The 19264-nt window shown below is 32.4% G+C and carries 16 protein-coding genes (1 of these 16 only partly in view); 13 read left to right on the forward strand and 3 right to left on the reverse strand.

Going from position 1 to position 19264, the window contains the following annotated elements:
* Nucleotides 1–3607: the 5' portion of a hypothetical protein gene (locus QZU75_RS04845; RefSeq protein ID WP_296881939.1), read on the reverse strand. The gene continues 2636 nt to the left of window position 1, outside the view; 3607 of the gene's 6243 nt are visible here — the first part of the coding sequence; its start codon is at nucleotides 3605–3607; its stop codon lies beyond the left edge, outside the window.
* A gap of 462 nt (nucleotides 3608–4069) precedes the next feature.
* Here QZU75_RS04845 and QZU75_RS04850 point away from each other — a divergent pair, with 462 nt between their 5' ends.
* From QZU75_RS04850 to QZU75_RS04895, 10 genes are all read left to right on the forward strand, one after another.
* Nucleotides 4070–5203 carry an adhesin gene (locus tag QZU75_RS04850; RefSeq protein WP_296881940.1) on the forward strand — a complete coding sequence of 378 codons (1134 nt, stop codon included), beginning with the start codon at nucleotides 4070–4072 and terminating at the stop codon, nucleotides 5201–5203.
* A gap of 30 nt (nucleotides 5204–5233) precedes the next feature.
* On the forward strand, nucleotides 5234–5917 hold the full coding sequence (locus tag QZU75_RS04855) for an MIP family channel protein (RefSeq protein WP_296881941.1): 684 nt from the start codon (nucleotides 5234–5236) through the stop codon (nucleotides 5915–5917).
* Between the two features lie 189 nt (nucleotides 5918–6106).
* Entirely contained in the window at nucleotides 6107–6784 is a 678-nt protein-coding gene (gene pyrH, locus QZU75_RS04860; protein ID WP_296881942.1) for a UMP kinase, read from the forward strand.
* 8 nt (nucleotides 6785–6792) lie between these two features.
* The gene (locus QZU75_RS04865; protein ID WP_296881943.1) at nucleotides 6793–7581 is read left to right on the forward strand and encodes a TatD family hydrolase; all 789 of its coding nucleotides are present in this window, start codon (nucleotides 6793–6795) and stop codon (nucleotides 7579–7581) included.
* Nucleotides 7582–7593: 12 nt separating this feature from the next.
* On the forward strand, nucleotides 7594–7791 hold the full coding sequence (locus tag QZU75_RS04870) for a DUF2116 family Zn-ribbon domain-containing protein (protein ID WP_296881944.1): 198 nt from the start codon (nucleotides 7594–7596) through the stop codon (nucleotides 7789–7791).
* Nucleotides 7792–7793: 2 nt separating this feature from the next.
* Nucleotides 7794–8117 carry a YbjQ family protein gene (locus QZU75_RS04875; RefSeq protein ID WP_296881945.1) on the forward strand — a complete coding sequence of 108 codons (324 nt, stop codon included), beginning with the start codon at nucleotides 7794–7796 and terminating at the stop codon, nucleotides 8115–8117.
* 1 nt (nucleotide 8118) lies between these two features.
* The gene (locus QZU75_RS04880) at nucleotides 8119–8967 is read left to right on the forward strand and encodes a hypothetical protein (protein ID WP_296881946.1); all 849 of its coding nucleotides are present in this window, start codon (nucleotides 8119–8121) and stop codon (nucleotides 8965–8967) included.
* A gap of 298 nt (nucleotides 8968–9265) precedes the next feature.
* Nucleotides 9266–12037, forward strand: a complete 2772-nt coding sequence (locus tag QZU75_RS04885) for a transglutaminase domain-containing protein (protein ID WP_296881948.1) — start codon at nucleotides 9266–9268, stop codon at nucleotides 12035–12037.
* 172 nt (nucleotides 12038–12209) lie between these two features.
* A complete protein-coding gene (locus QZU75_RS04890; RefSeq protein WP_296881949.1) occupies nucleotides 12210–12428 on the forward strand; it encodes a hypothetical protein in 219 nt (72 codons plus the stop codon).
* A complete protein-coding gene (locus tag QZU75_RS04895) occupies nucleotides 12425–13600 on the forward strand; it encodes an RNA ligase family protein (RefSeq protein WP_296881950.1) in 1176 nt (391 codons plus the stop codon). Before QZU75_RS04890 ends, QZU75_RS04895 begins: the two co-directional genes overlap by 4 nt.
* Nucleotides 13601–13626: 26 nt before the next feature.
* Here QZU75_RS04895 and QZU75_RS04900 read toward each other — a convergent pair whose 3' ends face one another.
* Together QZU75_RS04900 and QZU75_RS04905 are read right to left on the reverse strand one after the other, a co-directional pair.
* Nucleotides 13627–13986, reverse strand: a complete 360-nt coding sequence (locus QZU75_RS04900; RefSeq protein ID WP_296881951.1) for a hypothetical protein — start codon at nucleotides 13984–13986, stop codon at nucleotides 13627–13629.
* Nucleotides 13987–13995: 9 nt separating this feature from the next.
* Nucleotides 13996–14805, reverse strand: coding sequence for a sulfite exporter TauE/SafE family protein (locus QZU75_RS04905; protein WP_296881953.1), 810 nt, complete (start codon nucleotides 14803–14805; stop codon nucleotides 13996–13998).
* 40 nt (nucleotides 14806–14845) lie between these two features.
* Between QZU75_RS04905 and QZU75_RS04910 the strand changes: the two genes are divergently transcribed.
* The 3 genes from QZU75_RS04910 (at nucleotide 14846) to QZU75_RS04920 (ending at nucleotide 19258) form a co-directional block, all read left to right on the forward strand.
* Entirely contained in the window at nucleotides 14846–15994 is a 1149-nt protein-coding gene (locus QZU75_RS04910) for a hypothetical protein (RefSeq protein WP_296881954.1), read from the forward strand.
* A 1-nt stretch (nucleotide 15995) separates the two neighbouring features.
* Nucleotides 15996–16871: a DMT family transporter gene (locus tag QZU75_RS04915; RefSeq protein WP_296881955.1), complete on the forward strand. Its 876-nt coding sequence runs from the start codon at nucleotides 15996–15998 to the stop codon at nucleotides 16869–16871.
* Nucleotides 16872–17356: 485 nt separating this feature from the next.
* Nucleotides 17357–19258 (forward strand): MJ1255/VC2487 family glycosyltransferase, encoded by a 1902-nt coding sequence (locus QZU75_RS04920; RefSeq protein ID WP_296881957.1) that lies wholly within the window; start codon nucleotides 17357–17359, stop codon nucleotides 19256–19258.
* Nucleotides 19259–19264 lie beyond the last annotated feature (6 nt).

Consider the following 19264-nt stretch of genomic DNA (forward strand, 5'->3'; position numbering starts at 1 on the left):
TATCAACACTAACACTAGAACCTTTAGCTAAGTTTCCAATATTAATAACACCATTTGAGTAAGTCTTAGAGGAATTCAAATAAGTAAATCCATTCGGCAGAATATCATAAATTTTAACACCAGTTGCGCCATCAGGACCGTAATTGGTCACTGTCAATGTCCATTTAACAACATCAGTATAATTAACAACACTCGCATCAACAGACTTTACAATACCCAAATCACAAGCCGATTTAACAGAAATGATTTTAGAATCATTATTGTTTGATTTATCAAAGTCAAACTCATTACCAGTAACAGAAACATCATTTCTAATATTACCAGTCTGATTAACTCTAGTCACTATTTTCAAACTAACACTAGAACCTTTATTTAAACCACCAATATTCCAAACACCAGAATCATGATTATATTTACCTAAACCACTATCACTAACCCAAATCAGTGATTTTGGAAGCACATCACGAACAACAACATCGGTTGCATCATTAGGACCATTGTTGGTCACTGTTAATGTCCATTCAACATTATCAGAGAATTTAGGTTGAGAGTTATTTACTAACTTTTTAACAGCTAAATCAGTTGCAGGTTTGACAAATATTGATGCATCATCCCTGTTATTGACTAAATTATGGTCAAATTCATTGCCGTTTACACTAGCTACATTAACAAAAGTACCAGTAATATCAGCCCTAGTAAAAATATCTACACTAATACTAGTACCTTTAGCTAAGTTTCCAATATTAATAATGCCATTAGAGTAATCCTTAGTTGAATTTAAATAAGTAAATCCATTGGGCAAGACATCATAAATTTTAACACCAGTTGCAGCATCAGGACCGTAATTGGTCACTGTTAATGTCCATTTAACAACATCAGTATAATTAACAACACTTGCACTGACTGATTTTACAATACCCAAATCACATGCAGGTTTTACATTAACTACATAGCTGTCGTGATTATTGCTTTCATCATAGTCATACTGTTCACCTGAAACTGAAGCTTCATTTTTAATACTTCCAGTCTGATTAACTCTAGTCACGATTTTCAAACTAACACTAGAACCTTTATTTAAACCACCAATATTCCAAACACCAGAATTATGATCATATTTACCTAAACCACTATCACTAACCCAAATCAGTGACTTTGGAAGCACATCACGAACAACAACACCTGTTGCAGTATCTGGACCATTATTTTTAACAGTTAATGTCCATTCAACCAAAGAAGTTAGATTTACAACACTGACATTAGCTATTTTTTCGATAGCCAAATCACATGCAGAATTAACATTTATTTTAGAGTCATCATGATTGTTTGTTAAATTGTAATCATATTCATGTGCTGTGACATTTGCATTGTTTTTAATCTCACCTGTCCTGTTTACCCATGTTTTAATATTAACAATATATATTTCACCAACTTTTAATGAATCAAGTGTTAAGATACCAGTTTTTGGATTATAAGCTCCATTAGTGTTATCGTCAATGTAAACCAATCCGTCAGGCAATACATCCCTTATAACAACATTATTTGCATTTGAAGGACCCTTATTTGTAATGTTTAATGTCCAAACAACGATGTCTTTATAGTCAATGTTTTCGGAACTGACTGATTTTCTGATTTTATCGTCAACCTGAGCTGTTACCTTAAATGTAGTTTTGTTTGTTATTCCTTTATAGTAGGTATCTTCTGTGTGTTTTGCACTTACATAGTATTTTCCAACTTTTAAATTTCTTAATGAATCTTTTACTTCACCAAAACAATTGGAATTTAATGTTTTATTGTAAACAACACTGCCGTCTTCATGGACAACTGTCAATAAGACATTCATGTTATATTCACGATCATCCTGATATAAGTGTCCGCTAGTTGTTGCACCCAGTTGAGGATGTTGACCATCGATTTCAATGTTTGCATAGCTTGCTGCATTGTATATTGCATTTGATATGCTTAAATCATTGTATTTTCCAATATTGTTTCCACCATGAATGATAGATTCAATGTTTTCAGTTTCACCATAATAAATATCGTGAGCTGAAATCGGCAGAGCATAAACCCATGCCTGATTTTCAAATAGAGTGTTGTTAGTTAGAGTTAATTTAGTTCCGTATTTATCATAATAAATTGCACTACCGTTTCTAGCAGTGTTATAATAGAATTTATTATTTGAAATACTTGCTTCAGTACTGTTAATGTAAATTGCACCTCCTAAACCGTCATCCAATTTATCCACATCAGGAATTGCATCATTTGATATGAATGAGGAATCCATAATCTGAGTATTTTTACCATTGATAAAGACTGCCCCACCATCCACATGTGCAACATTATCATTGAATGATGAAGATTTAACGTTTACTGTTTCTGCATTGACATTTACTGCACCTCCTGTTTGTGATGCCTTATTATTATTGAATTCACATTCGTTAATGTTAATATTCTTTCCGATTAACTGTACAGCACCTCCAATTGGAGCTACATTACCATCAAAATTACAATCCTGAATGGTTAAATTCATGTTCATGTTTGCATAACCTGTTGATACAGCACCTCCAAATAATACTGCTGAATTATTGATGAAAGTACAATTATTAATTGAACCTGAAGCATGCATTGTTAAGGCACCGCCCTGTGCTGCAGAGTTGTTTATAAAAATACAGTTTCTATATTCAACACCGTCACGAACACAACCTGCACCACCATGTGCATCCAATCCAGTTGGTTTTACCCAGTTATTGGTAAAGTTACATCCGTAAACATATGCTCTTGAGCGGTAATTATCCATACCGACCTGAATAGCTCCTCCTAAAGCAACCCTAAGCCCGGTTGGATCATATGCATTGTTAGAATCAAAAGAGCAGTTTATGATTCTTGTGTTATCTGCCATTGCAACAATTGCTCCTGCATGCGTAACCGCATGATTGTTTTTGAATTTACAATTTTCGATTAACAGATTTCTAGCTGTGTAATTATCATTTGGAGTACATATTGCACTTCCATGATGCCCTTCATTATTTTCAAATACGCAGTTTCTTATTGCAATATCATGAGCATTCACATATATTCCAGCTGCAGTATTACTCCGGTATCCATTGATGAATTTTAAGTTTTTAAATTCTGAATATGACGCTGCCGTAGCATTGACAATGAAAATGTGTGATATACCCATTCCATTCAGTGTGGCAGACGAATCAGACATAATAGTTACACGCCTATTTAAAACAATCTGATCATATGCCTTTTCAGCTTTGAACGTACCTGCCAGTTTAATCACTTCACCTGTTTTTGCATTTTTAACCGCTTCACGAATATCTGAAAATGTACCTCCATGAAGCAGCGCTTGGCCTAAAACTTCCCTGTCTTGAGCAACATTCAACATACTTTCTTCTTCTAAATTCGTATTCAATATATTTTCTTGAGAATTTTCTAGTTTATCTTCAACATTTAATTCACTTTCAATTCCATCTACACTCTGATTTAGCTCTAAAGCACTAACATTATCCATGCTCACACCAACAGACGTGAATATCAGGACAACGAAGAGTAGAGAAATTAAAAAGTTTTTGCTAATAGCTATCCTTTTTGAATTTTCAAACATATTAATCACCTATTGAGGACGATTACATACCATTAATTAGAAAAAACTATTAACCAGCAATTAAACTTTTTATCTTAGTCTAGATTTATTAAATACCAATTTTAAAATATCAAATTTAAAAATAAACAATAATTTTATAGAATAACTATCATCAGCCACCTAACACAAAATATTTTAGACAAATATTTTGACAAAAATCATAGGTTTATTTCAATTTAATACACAAAATTAAATTTTGATAAAACTCTATTAAATTGGACTTAAAATAAAAGATAATCTTTTTAAATCCTCAAAATAGTTATTAGGAAGCAATGTATTTAAATATTTGCTTTAAACTAATTTTTAATCTTTAAATATTGAAAATATAACATATTAAAAGTATTTTAATAAAATGACATCAATAAAATATTTTAGTAATAAAAATAATAATTATATAATAATCAAACGTAGGAAAACAGAGACATGAAAAAACAAATTGCAATACTGATATTAGCATTATTAATAATATCCCCCATGGTCCAGGGAGTTACTGCATCAAAAACAGTGTTTTTAACTTCAGACAATATAGTCGACCATGATACTGATATTAATATGCTAAACTCTATTAAAAAGTACATTGAAGAAATCAGCGGGGGACAGCTTCAAGTTATAGTTGACAATCAGGCCCCAGAACCTGGCGAAGGAACTCGGGCAATTACTGTGACAAGTGATATAAGCATATGTCTGGCGGCCTGTGATGCCGGAAATTTTTATTTATTAGCTGATGCTACAAAAGACACCAATAAACAGATAGTTCTAGTAAATACTGGTGATTATGATTTAGACAATCACAGCAACTATCTCAGAAGAGCATGGGACGACAATTATTCCAATGAAACATTTATGGGAATGCATGACCCCGGAACATTTCTAAAAAATGACGGAATCTATTATGTCCAGCCACTAAAACAGTTCCCAGATAATGGGAGAAATGGTGTCATCGACAGATATGACGAAAAAATGAACGAGCAAATTGCTAGAGAAATTGTTGATATCGTAAATGCTCATGGAAATGATACAAAAGTATTCAGCGACAATATGATTGTTAAAAATAAAATATCTCCAAGCGGAATGGCCAATGCAAGTAAAATACTAATCGAGAGCAATGATACCAACATGAACGGAACATACGGTAACTACACCGCAGCACAGTTACTTTACCAGACAAGTTCCTATCTCAACGGAAACGGTCTTGACATTCCAAAAACAATGTCCGGTCCGGACAATCCGATGGGAATTTCATTTTTAGTAAAAGACACATACTCAATTTACGATTATATGGCCATGGCAGGAATTGTGAGAAATTATATGGATCAAAACGGCAAGGCGCCGGATTCAATCGAATATAATGGAGCACACATCAGTTACTATGATTTATTATATAATTTTGCAAAGATAACTCAAAATCACACTGATGCAAATCACATGGGCTTTGACCATGACTATAAATTCGATAAAGTGAATGATTCATTCTTATTGAAAGCATTCCCATTCGTTTTAATATTATTTGTGTTATTCCTTGCATACTTAGGATATAAACGTATTAGAAGATTTTAATAAGGAGAAAAAATAATTTAGAGGGATTTTATGAAAAGGTATATTTCAGAATTAATCGGAACAATGGTTCTTGTTCTTTTCGGTTGTGGAAGTGCAGCCATAGCTGGCACAATATTAGGCAATCTTGGAATTGCAATGGCATTCGGTTTATCCATCGTGGCCATGGCATATGTAATAGGTGACATTTCAGGGTGCCATGTCAACCCCGCCGTTTCAATCGGTATGTGGATTGACGGAAGAATGGAAACAAAGGATTTGCTTCTTTACATAGTATTCCAATGTATTGGAGCAATTATTGGTATTGCAATCCTCGCAGTTATCATTAACTCTTCCGCACACCTTGGAGGATACATGACAACAGGATTAGGTCAAAACGGATTTGGCACTGCATCAGCTGTTGGACTTAATGTTGTTGGAGCCGTAATCGTTGAAGTAATTTTAACCTTTGTATTCGTATTTACAGTTCTCGGAGTTACTAAAAAAGCAGAAAATGCAACTATTGCAGGTATAGTAATCGGTTTAACCCTTGCATTTGTTCATATTTTAGGCATTCCGTTAACAGGTACCTCAGTTAATCCTGCAAGAAGTTTGGCTCCTGCACTATTTATGGGAGGTCAAGCATTACAGCAAGTTTGGGTATTTATCTTAGCTCCTATTGTTGGTGCAGTAATTGCAGGCCTATTATACAAAGGACTATTTTCAGAGGATGCATAATCCTCTAAATTTTATTTTTTTTAAAAGATTATAATTCATTCAATATTCTGTTTTAGAGCAGACAGCTATTTTTAATTTCAAATTCAAAAAATTTTTTAAAAACTATTTTTAAATAATTTTGCATTTTTAAGATAAATTAAATTAAAATTTAAATAATATTTAATCAATAAATTATTATAAGGTGAATATATGAAAATTGTTGTTGCAATTGGTGGATCAATTTTACTTAAAGAATATGACTGTAAAAAATTCCAAGAGTATAGTGCTATTTTAAAAGATTTAGCAAAAGAACACGAATTATTTATTGTTATAGGCGGTGGAAAACCTGCAAGAGAATATATTAGTGTTGTTCGTGACTTAGGAGCTGGAGAAGCTCAATGTGACGATATTGGAATTGAAGTAACCAGAATAAATGCTAAATTAATGTTAACCGCACTTGGAGATGCAGCATATCAAAGAGTACCTCATAATTTCCAGGAAGCACTGGAATTTTCAGCCAGCGGAAAAATAATTGTTATGGGCGGAACCGAACCTGCACACAGTACTGATGCAGTATCAGCAATTTTAGCCGAATACATCAATGCAGATAAATTAATTAATTTAACATCTGTTGACGGAATGTATACAAAAGATCCTAATAAATTTGACGATGCAGAACTTGTTCCTGAAATTACTGCAACTGACTTGCTTGACTTTTTAAGCGGAAAAGACGTTAAAGCAGGAACATATGAATTTTTCGACACAACAGCAGTCCAAATGATTAAAAGGTCCAATTTAGAAACCGTGATCACCAATGGATTTGAACCGGAAAATCTAATCAAAGCAGTTAAAGGAGAAACTATAGGCACTAAAGTTATCAGTGAATAGGTGATTAAGTGGACGGTCTTATTGATATTGGTTTAAATTTAATGCACTCTTCATTTAGAAAAGACAGAGTTGAAATTATTGAAGAAGCAAAAAAAGTTGGTGTTAATCAGTTCATTATCACCGGAACCAATGTAAACTCAAGTCAGCAAGCAGCACAATATGCCTCCAATTACCCAGGAACTTTATACTCAACATCAGGAGTACATCCTCATGATGCAAAGACCTGTAATGGACACAGCATGTTTGAACTTGAAAAGATTGCTAAAGATGAATGTGTCGTGGCAATTGGCGAGTGCGGTCTTGACTATAACAGAAATTTCTCACCACAGGATTTGCAGAGAAAATGGTTTGAAGCTCAAGTACAACTTGCAGACAGACTTGATATGCCTTTATTTTTACATGAAAGAGAAGCACACGAAGATTTATACAGTATCTTAAAAAAATATGATGGAATTGCAGAAAAATCAGTTGTCCACTGTTTTACAGGAACAAAACAAGAAGCACAAAATTACATTGATTTAGGCTGTTATATTGGAGTTACAGGATGGATTTGTGATATGAAAAGAGGCAGAGACCTGCAGGAAGCAGTTAGTGTAATACCTCCTGAAAAATTAATGATTGAAACAGATGCGCCATTTTTAATTCCAAAAAACTTTGATGTTAAACCTAAAAAGAATAGAAACGAACCCAAATATTTACCTCACATACTCAATACCATTGCTCTTTGCATGGGTATTGACAGCGAAGAATTAGCAACTCATGTTAATAAAAATACTAAAGAATTTTTTAAAATATAAGGAGATGAAAAAATGTCAGTAGAACCTCATAAACATTGTCCAATCTGCGGAACCCCAATACCATTAAATGAACTGGTATGCTCTTCAGATTGTCAGAAAGTCTGGGATGCAAGATTAAAACAAAGAAGAAGATCACAAATCATTTTATATGTAGTTATTGCAATTTTCTTAATCATTTGGGCAGTACTTACATTTGTTAAAAAGGGATAAATATGATTTTAACTTCCTCAAACACATTAGAATCAAAAGAGATAATTGAATATAAAGGATTGGTAACCGGAGAATTTTTGATAGGTTCCAATATATATAAAGATTTATTTTCTGGAGTACGTGATGTCGTAGCTGGAAGAACATCCAGATATGAGGAAGAACTTCAAACGGCAAGAGAATACGCTCTTGAAACCATGAAAGAAAAAGCAAAAAATTTAGGTGCAAATGCAATAATCGGACTTAAAATTTCCTATGATAATCTTGGAGGAACCATGGGAAATACCATTTTGGTTACAGCCTATGGTACCGCAATACAATATAAGTAATATGAATATTAAAGAACACGAAGAAAAACGTACATATGTAACAGAAGCTATACTGTGCATTGCATTCGGTACTACATCAGGTTTAGGAATATATGCATTTTTTTTACATTTTAACATAGCCATATTTGGATGGAACTTAGGTTTGATTTTTGCACCCCTTGCTGCAGGATATGCAGAAACCTACCTTGCAAACAAGATGATTGGGCAAAGCATCGGTGCAGTCAGTGCTTTTATTCTTTTTATTGATACTGTTATTTACGGATTTATTTTGAAAAATCCCACATTGGGATTTAACCTTATTACCGTTGGAACAATAGGGATAATATTGCAGGCAGCATTTCCTACAGTAATCAACTACATCATATTTGCAGGATTAAGTGCAATTTCATACTTTTTAGGAAAAATCAAAAGAACCATTAAAAAGTTTTTCGAAAACATCAAATACCATTTCTACAAAGATATTCTTAAACAATCATACTTTACTGAAATTGAAGAACCACCAATATTTGATGAAGAAAAAAGTAATGAAAAACTTAACAATTTAGATTTCTATTTCATGACAAGTACCGATATTTTAAATAGAAAACATTCAATTATAGGACAATTCCATGCTACAGTAATTGTTGATAAAAACAAAAGAATAATCAATAGCGAACAGGAAAAAGTTGAACAAACAGTATTGACTCAACTGAAACAAGCCAAAGATGACAGCTTAATCAAATTAGCTGAAAACGTAAAGGCAGTTGGTGGAAATGCTATTCTCGATTTAGACATCCAATACAGTCTGATTGGACTTGGGGGAGACAGTTATCAGATTACCACAATGGGAATTGGACTTCATTTAGAATGAATGTAACAATCTCAGTTTTTTTAATTTAATCAATGCCAAATTGCCCTAATTTTAGAAGATTCCTGAAATATTTTCTATACAAAACTCAACATTTTTAATGAAATAATCTATTATACATTGTATTTTTTTCAATAAAGTTGTAAAAACATTTATATAAAGAAATAAATATATATTAATCCACTCATTATGAAATATTATTAATCATTAGAAATTTTTTTAAAAAAAATATCATAGTGAGAACCAAGAAGGTGTTAATATTTCGATAAAAAAAGCAGCATTATTTGTTTCTGTTGTTTTTATGCTATTTCTGATATTAGGAACTGCCAGCGCAACTGAAATAAGTAATGTTACAAGTACAGATAACGAAAATTTAATGGCTAACTGTGATGAGTTATCCTTAAATAATTTAAAGGCATCTGAATCTGATTTTGTTCTAAATTCAGAAAATAATGAATTCAATACATTGAAAAGTACTAACAATGACGCAGCATTAACTCTTAATGAAAGTGTCTCAAATAGTACCCCTGTAAAAACTGAACTCTCAATCAGCAATGCTCATTATTCAAAATCAGGTGCAGTATTCAAAGTAATTCTTAAGGATGCAAATGGAACTTCATTGGAAGGTAAAAAAGTGGCCCTTAAGATTAACGGTAAAACTTATAGTGCCACCACACAAAGCAATGGTGCAGCATATGTAACTACCTCCGCATTAAGCAAAGGAAGTTATACTGCAAAAGTTACCTTTAATGGAGATAATGAATACATTAAAAGTTCTATTTCTAAAAAAGTTAATGTGTATTCTTCAATTAAGGTAAGTGATGTTAAATCAACTTACGGTGATTCAATTGTTTATTCTGCCTTATTTTATAAAAATACAGATGTGTTAAGGCAGGCAAATGTGAAATTTACTGTTAATGGTAAAACATACACTGTCAAAACAGATGACAACGGTAAAGCAAATATAACTCTTAAGCTTGTACCTGGCACATATAAAATAAAGATATATAATTCATATTCCAAAGAAACTCTCACAAAAACAATAACTGTTAATAAAGACAGTACCAAAATTACAGGATCAAATGCATATATACTTCCGAAAACTAAATTCAAATATTCAGTTGTATTAACAAATGGTCATAACCAAGCTCTTAAAAAGACTAAAGTTCTGTTTACTTACAATAATAGACAAGTAACTGCTTTAACTGATTCAAATGGGAAAGCTACTGCAAGTATCCCTGCTCTTTCAAAAGGCACTTACACTATTAACTATAAATATAACGGAGCCACCAGATATAAAGGAGCTTCAGATTCTAAAAAATTATATGTTAAAGACTCAACCACCACATTAAAATCATCTGCCTTAAAAATGCAGTACAATGATGGTTCAGAATTTTCAGTCACAGCAACAAACAGTGCTGGAAAAGCTTTAACTAATAAAAATGTAAAAATAAACATTAACGGAAAAACTACAACTGTTAAAACTGACAGCAAAGGTGTTGCAAAACTCGCTATTGGAGCATTGAATTCTGGCAAATATACTGCTAAATACACATATTCAACTGCAGGATTGAAAGACTACAATACAGGTTCCAATACAGTAACAATCAGTAAACAAAAAGTAAGTATAGCTGCAAGCGATTTAGTAGTGAAATATAATGACGGAAGCAGTTATCAGGTAACAGTGCAAAATAAAACTGGAAGCCCAATTAATGGAATTAAAGTTTTATTTAATTTAAATTCTGTTGCTACTGAAGTTGCTACCGATGAAAACGGTGTTGCAAAACTGCCTATTAAAGAAGCAATTGGAGAATATTCAATTACTATCCAAGTTTCAGATAACCCGTATTATACTTCTTCAAAATTAACTAAAAAGATACTTGTAAACGGTACTAGATTTTCATCAAGTGACATAAGTGTCAGTGTTGGTACTGCTACAACATTTGCAGTAAAATTACTTGATGGTCAAAGCAAACCTATTGTTGGAAAAACTGTTAAATTTACTTTTAATAACAGAGTAACTTCTGTACAAACGGATGAAAAAGGTACTGCTCTACTTGCAATACCTGGATTAACTAAAGGAACTTACACAGTAACATTTACCGACGGTGAAGTTACTGGATCAAGAAATATTTATGTTGTGGATACACTTACATTAAAACAAGTTATTGAAGCATCCCAAACTGTTAAAAAATATATTGAAAGCAGCGAGGAATTGCCAAAAACTGTTACAATTAATGGTGTAAATTACCGTACCGCACAATATTTATACTTAGCTTCACAAGCTATAATTAACTTAAACGCTAATAATAAAGGAAACATACCTATAAAAACTGTATTAGACCCAGGAAACCCTGGAGCCGCTGCTAATTTAGGTAATTTATATGATTATCTTTCAGTTGCTAAAAGTATTGTTAATGCTGTTAACTCAAAAGGCGAAATGCCAAATTCAGTTAATTCAGCTCTTGGATCTATCGGATATAACGGTTTAGTTTATGCTATGGCTCGTGTTGTAGCATTTTACGACGACTATGGAATTATGCCTAACTATGTAACCATTAAGACATACGCCAGTACCCCTAGTTCCAGTCCTTTAAATTCAAAGAACACAATTACAAACTTAAAACCATATTTAGTAGCAACTACTAATTGTCAAGTAGGTAACAGCAAAATCAAATCAGTTGTAGATTCACTTACTTCCGGATTAACAACTGATAGTGCAAAAGCAAGAGCTATTTACAATTATGTACGTGATGCAGTATCTTACAGTTTCTATTACGACACAAAATATGGTGCTGTCGGTACTCTTAATGCAAAAACTGGAAATTGTGTTGACCAGGCCCATTTATTAATTGCAATGTATAGAACTGCAGGTCTTGCAGCAAGATATGTTCACGGAACATGTGTATTCAGCAGCGGAAGCACATATGGTCACGTTTGGGCACAGGTTTTAATTGGTGATACATGGATTGTATCCGATCCGACAAGTGTAAGAAATTCATTTGGAACAGTTGTTAATTGGAATAATTACAATTATAGGCTCCATGGATACTATGCGAGCTTAGGATTCTAATTAACTTCTTTTTTTCTTTTTTTAATAAAATTTAAATTATTTTTAACTCTTTTTTTAAATACTCCATAACACCACTAAATTATGAACATATAATAACCTCAAAAAATAATATATAATTAACAGTAATGAATGAAACTTTTAAAATAATCATTATTAAAAATGAGGTGAATACATGGAAAATGAGGGACATATGGCAATACCAATTCTTGGATATATCATTGCACTGATATCACCACTTATAGGTTTGATTTATGGAGCAGCTTTATTTTACTTTAAAAAAGACGTTTCACTTTTATCGAAAACATGGAAGATATATAATTTATTTTGCAATTGTAGTGTTTGTCGTGAGTTTTATCATAAGGCGATTTATCTAAACGGAGGGAATGAATGATAGTTAACGGGAAGCGTTCACTGGCACATGTTGAAAAGGTTGCATGGCTAAGGCCCATCGAAGGAACAGACAACATCGAACTTATTGGAGTTCTCGGCTGGACATGTATCTGTAAAAGCAAAGAATTCAGGGAAGGTGACCTTTGCGTATTCATTGAAATCGATTCTAAAGTTCCTCAAAAGCAATGGTGTGAATTTTTAAGAGAAGACAACTTTGAAATAAAAACAAAGAAACTTCCAAATTCCAATATTATCTCACAGGGCCTGGCATTGCCAGTTGATATTTTTGACATTGAAATTCCTAAAAAAGAAGGCAGTGACGTAACAGAATTACTTGACATTAAATATTCAAATCCTGAAAAGGATTTATCCTGTGAAAATGAATCTCCTTCACAAAATCAGAAGGAGTTATTTGATTCGCCTATGGAAAAAGGATTAATGAAAAGAAGATGGGGCAAGTCAATAATGTCATCATTTTTCGGAGTAAATGAAGAGAAAAGCAAAGATTTCCCAACTAAATTTGCAAATATTTCCAATAATTACATCGAATATTGCGAAAACATTCCGGATATTTTAAATGACAAAACTCCATACATACGTACTCAAAAATGTGACGGCATTTGTGCAACATACATTCTTGAAAAGGCAAATTCAAAAACATTTAACAGCGGTTATGAGTTTTATGTATGTTCACGTAACCATCGGATATTTGAAGAAGACAATCCTTACTGGGAAATGGCAGACCAATATGATATTGAGGAAAAACTCATACATTACCTTGAAAATCACAAAGATTGTGACTATGTCTGCTGGCAGGGTGAAATTTGCGGACCTGAAATTAAAAATAATCCTCATAAATTAGAGGACAATGAATTATTCTGTTTCAATATGGTGGACAGCAACGGCAAATTTGATATTCGTGAAGCCCAGATTATCTGGGATGAATACGATATGGAAAGTGTCCCAATAGACTTCAAAACTTACATCCTTCCGGATGATTTTGAAGAGTTCAAGCTAAGTGCTGATAAAAACTACGATCCGACCGTGTGTGATGGGCAAACAGGATGTGAAATGGAAGGCTGGGTATACTATAAAACAACTGATTCTTCTTTCAGCTTTAAAAACATTTCCCGAAGATATCTCTTAAAAATAGAAGATCAGGATGAAAATTAAAAAAAAATGTTTGAAAATAATGTCTCTTATCTTATTTCATCCAATCTCTTTTTAAATTCGCCATTATTTTTACAGCCAGCAATGGCTTTAATTAAAATCTCTTTTTCAGCCTCGACATTGCCCTGCTTTTGATAAATATCTATTAATGCTTCGTAAGCTTTCTGAGAGTCGGGTAAAATAAAAATAATCTGTTCATATAATTTGATTGATTCATCAAAATTGCCTTTACTTTCTGCATACTTTGCTTCGCTCATCAAATCAGTTATTTTTTTAAATTTACTGTCATTTTTAGGTTTTGTTTTACCTTCAACATTCTTTAATTTATCAAAGATATCTGCAGCTTTATTTTCATCGAAATTTTCTCCAACTTTTCTTTCTTCACTCATTTTATCACCTTATGGTAAAATTCCAAGCATTTTTAATGCAATATATAATACTACTATTGAAAATATAATTTTAAGTTTCTTTTGAGGCAGTTTATGTGCAAATTTGGCGCCTAATGATGCTAAAGGAACTGAAAAACAGGTAATTAGTGCAAAATTAATAAGGCTAACATAACCTATTGAATATGGAAATGTGGACACTCCCCATCCAGTAATCATATATGATAAAAATCCTCCAAATGCTGTTAAACAGATAAATACGGATGAAGTTCCAATAGCTTCTATTAAAGAAAATCCCAAAAGAGCAGTTAAAATAGCTATTAAAAATATTCCTCCTCCAACACCTAAAAGTCCGGATGAAAATCCAACTAAAAAGCCTATGATTCCTGTTGATATTAGATTGAATGGAATTTTTGCTTCTTCTCTTTCCTTATTTATATCAACTATATTTTTTATGGCAACAAACAAAAGCAAACATCCGAATATTATTTCCAAAACTCTTGAGGGTAAACCTGAAGCTACAAACCCTCCAATAGCACTACCGACTATACCAAAAATACCCAATTGAATTCCAGGTTTTACAATACCCTCCATTGTACGGGTGTGTCTGTAAGCTCCGCTTAATGATGTTGGTACAATGATGGCTAGACTGGTTCCTAAAGAAATAAGAATTGCCAGGTCAGGTTCAACACCAATGTATTTAAGCAGGAAATACTGCAGAGGAACAATTAAAAATCCTCCGCCGACGCCTAAAAGTCCTGATGCAAACCCTGCAAATATACCTATTAAAATTAATCCTATGAAATATTCAATTGGAAACATGACATCACTTATTTAAAGTATTAATATTAAATTATTGTTAATGAAGATTAATAAAACTATCATACTTGGGATAATACTTATTTTGTTTGGAGGCCTACTCTTCATAACAGACGTATTTAATCCAATTATAAGACCAATTACATACATTTTTTTAATGGGGTCCTCCAAAGGAAAGGATATTATCTTTTTTGGCCTTATGGGATTATTTCTGATACTCTCCCAGCTAATTAAAAAAGATATTGACACAACAAGATATCTTAAAATATCCATGATTGTAGGTTCACTTTTATTGATTTTAGGAATTGCTCTTGAAGTGGTGTTCAGATTACAGATGGGAATTAAACTCAACACTGTTTTTTGCTCTATGAGTAACATGATGAGCAGTACAAGCATTTTACATACTCACTTAATAAAGTCCATTTTAGGCGCAGCTATAACTCAAATAATTGGACCTATTATTCAAAGTGACATTAACACAGGAGTTGGCCTATATGCTTACGTTCCAAGTTTTGCATTTTTAATAATTTTACTGTTTCCGATATTGTTCGTATGCATAGTTTTAGCATCACAAAAACGGCCATGGTTTACAAACTTATTGCTTGCATTTTTCTCAAGCTGTTTAATAATAGGTGCCATAGACGGAGGGCTTTTTGGAACTCCCGCACTTGTCGGAATATTGGGACTTTATCTTGTCTACAGAAATGGTTATTATCTGAACCTGATTGTAGGAGCAATATTACACGATGACAACTTAATTGAACAGAACAAATCAATCCAGCCACCTTACAAAAATCGCGGATTTAACGAAATCAGATATCTGTTTAACAGATTTTTAATATGGTTTGTAGTAATTGGAATAATAGTTTTACGTTTTACAGTAGCATTTGCAGGTGCAGAAGCAGAATACTATACAGTGGATGTTGCAAATCCTGCAGATGACATTGATTTGGGAAATATCACCGTGAAAGTCATCAGTCAGGAAAATCACACAGACTCAAATAAGATTACCTATAAAATAGATTCCAACTATAATGAAATGAAACTTATAAATGACTTGAAAATACCTCTGAACAATTCGTGTGAGTATTATACGGTTACATGGAATGCTTATTCTTACCTTATTCCACAGAACAGTTCATCTGAGCATCATACTTTTACATTGGATAAATTTTCATACCTGAACGAATAATATGAGAAAAATTTATATAATTCTACCGATTTTTGCAGGATTCATGTTCGGATCTAGCGGAATATTCGTTAGAACATTAACGCAAAACGGAATTGATTCTACAACACTTCTCTTTTTGAGATTTTCAATTTCCATAATACCCCTTGTTATAGCCATAGCTCTAACAGACAAAAGCCTATTTAGAATTGAATTAAAAGACATTCCTCTATTTTTGGTATGTGCAATATGTATTGTCGGACTTAATCTGTGTTATAATGAGTCCATGAACACTATTCCCCTTTCACTGGCTGCAGTGCTGCTGTCACTAGCTCCGATATATGTATTGATATTTGCACATATTTTGTTTAAGGAAAAAATTACTTCAAAAAAGATTGCATGTATATTTTTAGCTATTTTCGGATGTATACTAATGACAGGAGTTTTAGAAAACAGTTTGGAAAACGTTTCAATATTAGGAATCCTTTCAGGAATTGGTGCGGGACTATTCTGGGCAGTTTATCTTATGGCATCCAAAAAATCAATTGAAATGGGCAATCATACATTTACAATTCTGTTTTATTCGATAATTTTCATTTCCGTTGCATTAATACCATTTACCAATTTCAATCAAATATCAGGATTCATTTCAGTTAATCCTACATTAACTATTATCTTTTTAATAATACATTCCACATTCTCATTTGCACTTCCATATATCCTTTCAACTTTAAGTCTGAAATATATTGACTCAGGCACCTCATCAATATTCATGTCAGGTGCAGAACCTCTTGCGGCATTTATATTCGGACTGGCGATATACTCAGAAATTCCAACACCATTAATGTTTTGTGGATTCATACTGGCCATCATTGCAATGACAGTTCTTGCCAAAAAATAAACTTTTTAAAATTAATTTAACATCCCTCAGTGAGAGGTGTATTTCAACTGTAAAAGTATTAAATGACAATGTTTTTACAATAAAGACATATAATACCAATTTAAAGAAAATTAAAACTTATACTTCTTTAATTTTAAAATTGGGAATTATTAATTAAATAGAGAGAAAAATTGTTAAAAATATTGACTTACTCGGAAAAAAGTTCCATACAGTAATTGACATAAAACAACTTAAATCATCAATGTTTATGTAAAATTCAGTGAAAAAAGAAAATAATTGAAAAATATAAACTATTTTAAAAATTAATTATTTATTAACAATTTAAATTATCTTTGAATAATTTTTTGAAAAATTGAAATTAAGATGAAAATTACTCAGTCTTGGAAAAAAATTTCATTCAAGAAAATAATTAAAAAGGAAGCAAAACACTGAAAAAAGCATAATTTCACAAAAAACTTATAAATTTAAAAAATATATTTTAACATATGATTTTTAGCATTATCATACCTACATATAATGAAGAAGAATACCTTCCAGTTCTACTGGACAGTATCAAAGAGCAGGATTTCGATGATTATGAAATCATCGTTGCTGATGCTAATTCCACTGACAAAACCGTTGAAATTGCTAAGGACTACGGCTGTATAGTAGTTGAAGGCGGCCTTCCTGCAGTAGGTAGGAATAATGGTGCAAAAATTGCTAAAGGAGAAATTTTACTCTTTCTAGACTCCGATTTGCAGCTTACTGGAGAATATCTGAGAAATGTTTTGTATGAATTCAAGGTAGAGCGTCTGGGAATAGCCATCAGCCAAATGATTCCAATGTCAAATAAAGTGGAAGACAAGCTGTTCCATGACTTTGCAAATTACTTTATGATAGGTGTGCAAAACATTAAACCCCACGGTGCAGGATGTTATGGAATCATTGCAAAACGACAATTGCACGAAGAGTGCAACGGATTTGATGAATCATTAACATTCGGCGAAGATACCGACTATATTGAACGGTTAGCAAAAAAGGGACGGTTTAGGGTTTTGAGAAATGCAAAAGTTGGCGTTTCTACCAGAAGACTGGAAGAGGAAGGAATAGAAACATTAATTCAGCAATATGGAAGAAGTACAGTCAATGACTTTTTAGGCAGAAGAACCGATGCGGAAGATCTAAACTATAATTTTGATCATGGCCATGAAAAACTAAGCAAATCAAGATTTGAAACACTTGAAAAGAGAACCGCACAGATAAACAGTATTAAAGAAACTTATGATGAATCCCTACAAAAAATCCATAATACAAGAAAGCAAATAAAAAAGATACGTCGCATAAGGTCAAAAAAAGTTGTCTTTTATTGTGTTTGCGGTGAAGGAATGGGTCATGCAATTAGAACAAGTGTTATTGTTGATAGAATTAAAGACAAATACGACGTTTATATCTTTTCAAGCGACAGGGCATATGCCTATTTAAAATCAAAATTTGACAATGTTTATGAAATCGGTGGATTCAATACAGTTTACATTAACAACAAGGTCAATAATCTTAAAACCCTTTCAGAAGCCCTTAAAAGAAATCCTACAAACATACGTGTCGGATATGAAAATTTATATAAAAAAGCTGCACAACTGAAACCCGATGTAATTGTAACTGATTTTGAAATTTATGCAACAATGCTTTCAAAATTAAGAGGAATTCCTCTGATAAGCCTAGATAATATGCACGTAATTACACAAACCAGAATCGATTATCCTAAAAGCAAATTCGGAGAAATGCTTAAGGCCAAAGGAGTTATTAAAACATATGTTGTAAAACCAAAGGTTCATATTTTAACCAGCTTTTTTTATCCTAAAATAAAACCTGGAAAACATGCAGTGCTTTACCCTCCAATCATCCGTGAAGAAATACTTAAATTAGAACCAAAAGAAGGAAATCATATTATTGTTTACCAAACAAGTCGTGAAAGTGAAAAATTAGTTAAAAAGCTTAAAGCACTAAAAAATGTGCAGTTTATTGTTTATGGATTTAACAGAAATCAAATTGACGGGAACTTAACATATAAAGAGTTTAACGAAGATGAATTCTATGACGATCTTGCATCTTCAAAAGCAATAATAAGTAATGGAGGATTTACATTTATTTCCGAAGCTATTCACCTTAAAAAACCTATTTTTTCAGTTCCGGCCAAAGGTAACTTCGAACAAATATTGAACGGATTTTATGTGCAAAAATTAGGATATGGAGAATATCATGAAGTCATGAGTGCTAAAAGAGTAGCTAACTTTTTAAAAAGACTTCCAAAATATAAAAAAAGACTTTCACATGTTAAAAAGACAAACAATGACGGCATTGTTAATGAATTAATTTATAGAATTGAAAAATATTCCAAATTAAACTAATTGATT

Source organism: uncultured Methanobrevibacter sp., assembly GCF_902764455.1.
Classification (GTDB): Archaea; Methanobacteriota; Methanobacteria; order Methanobacteriales; family Methanobacteriaceae; genus Methanocatella.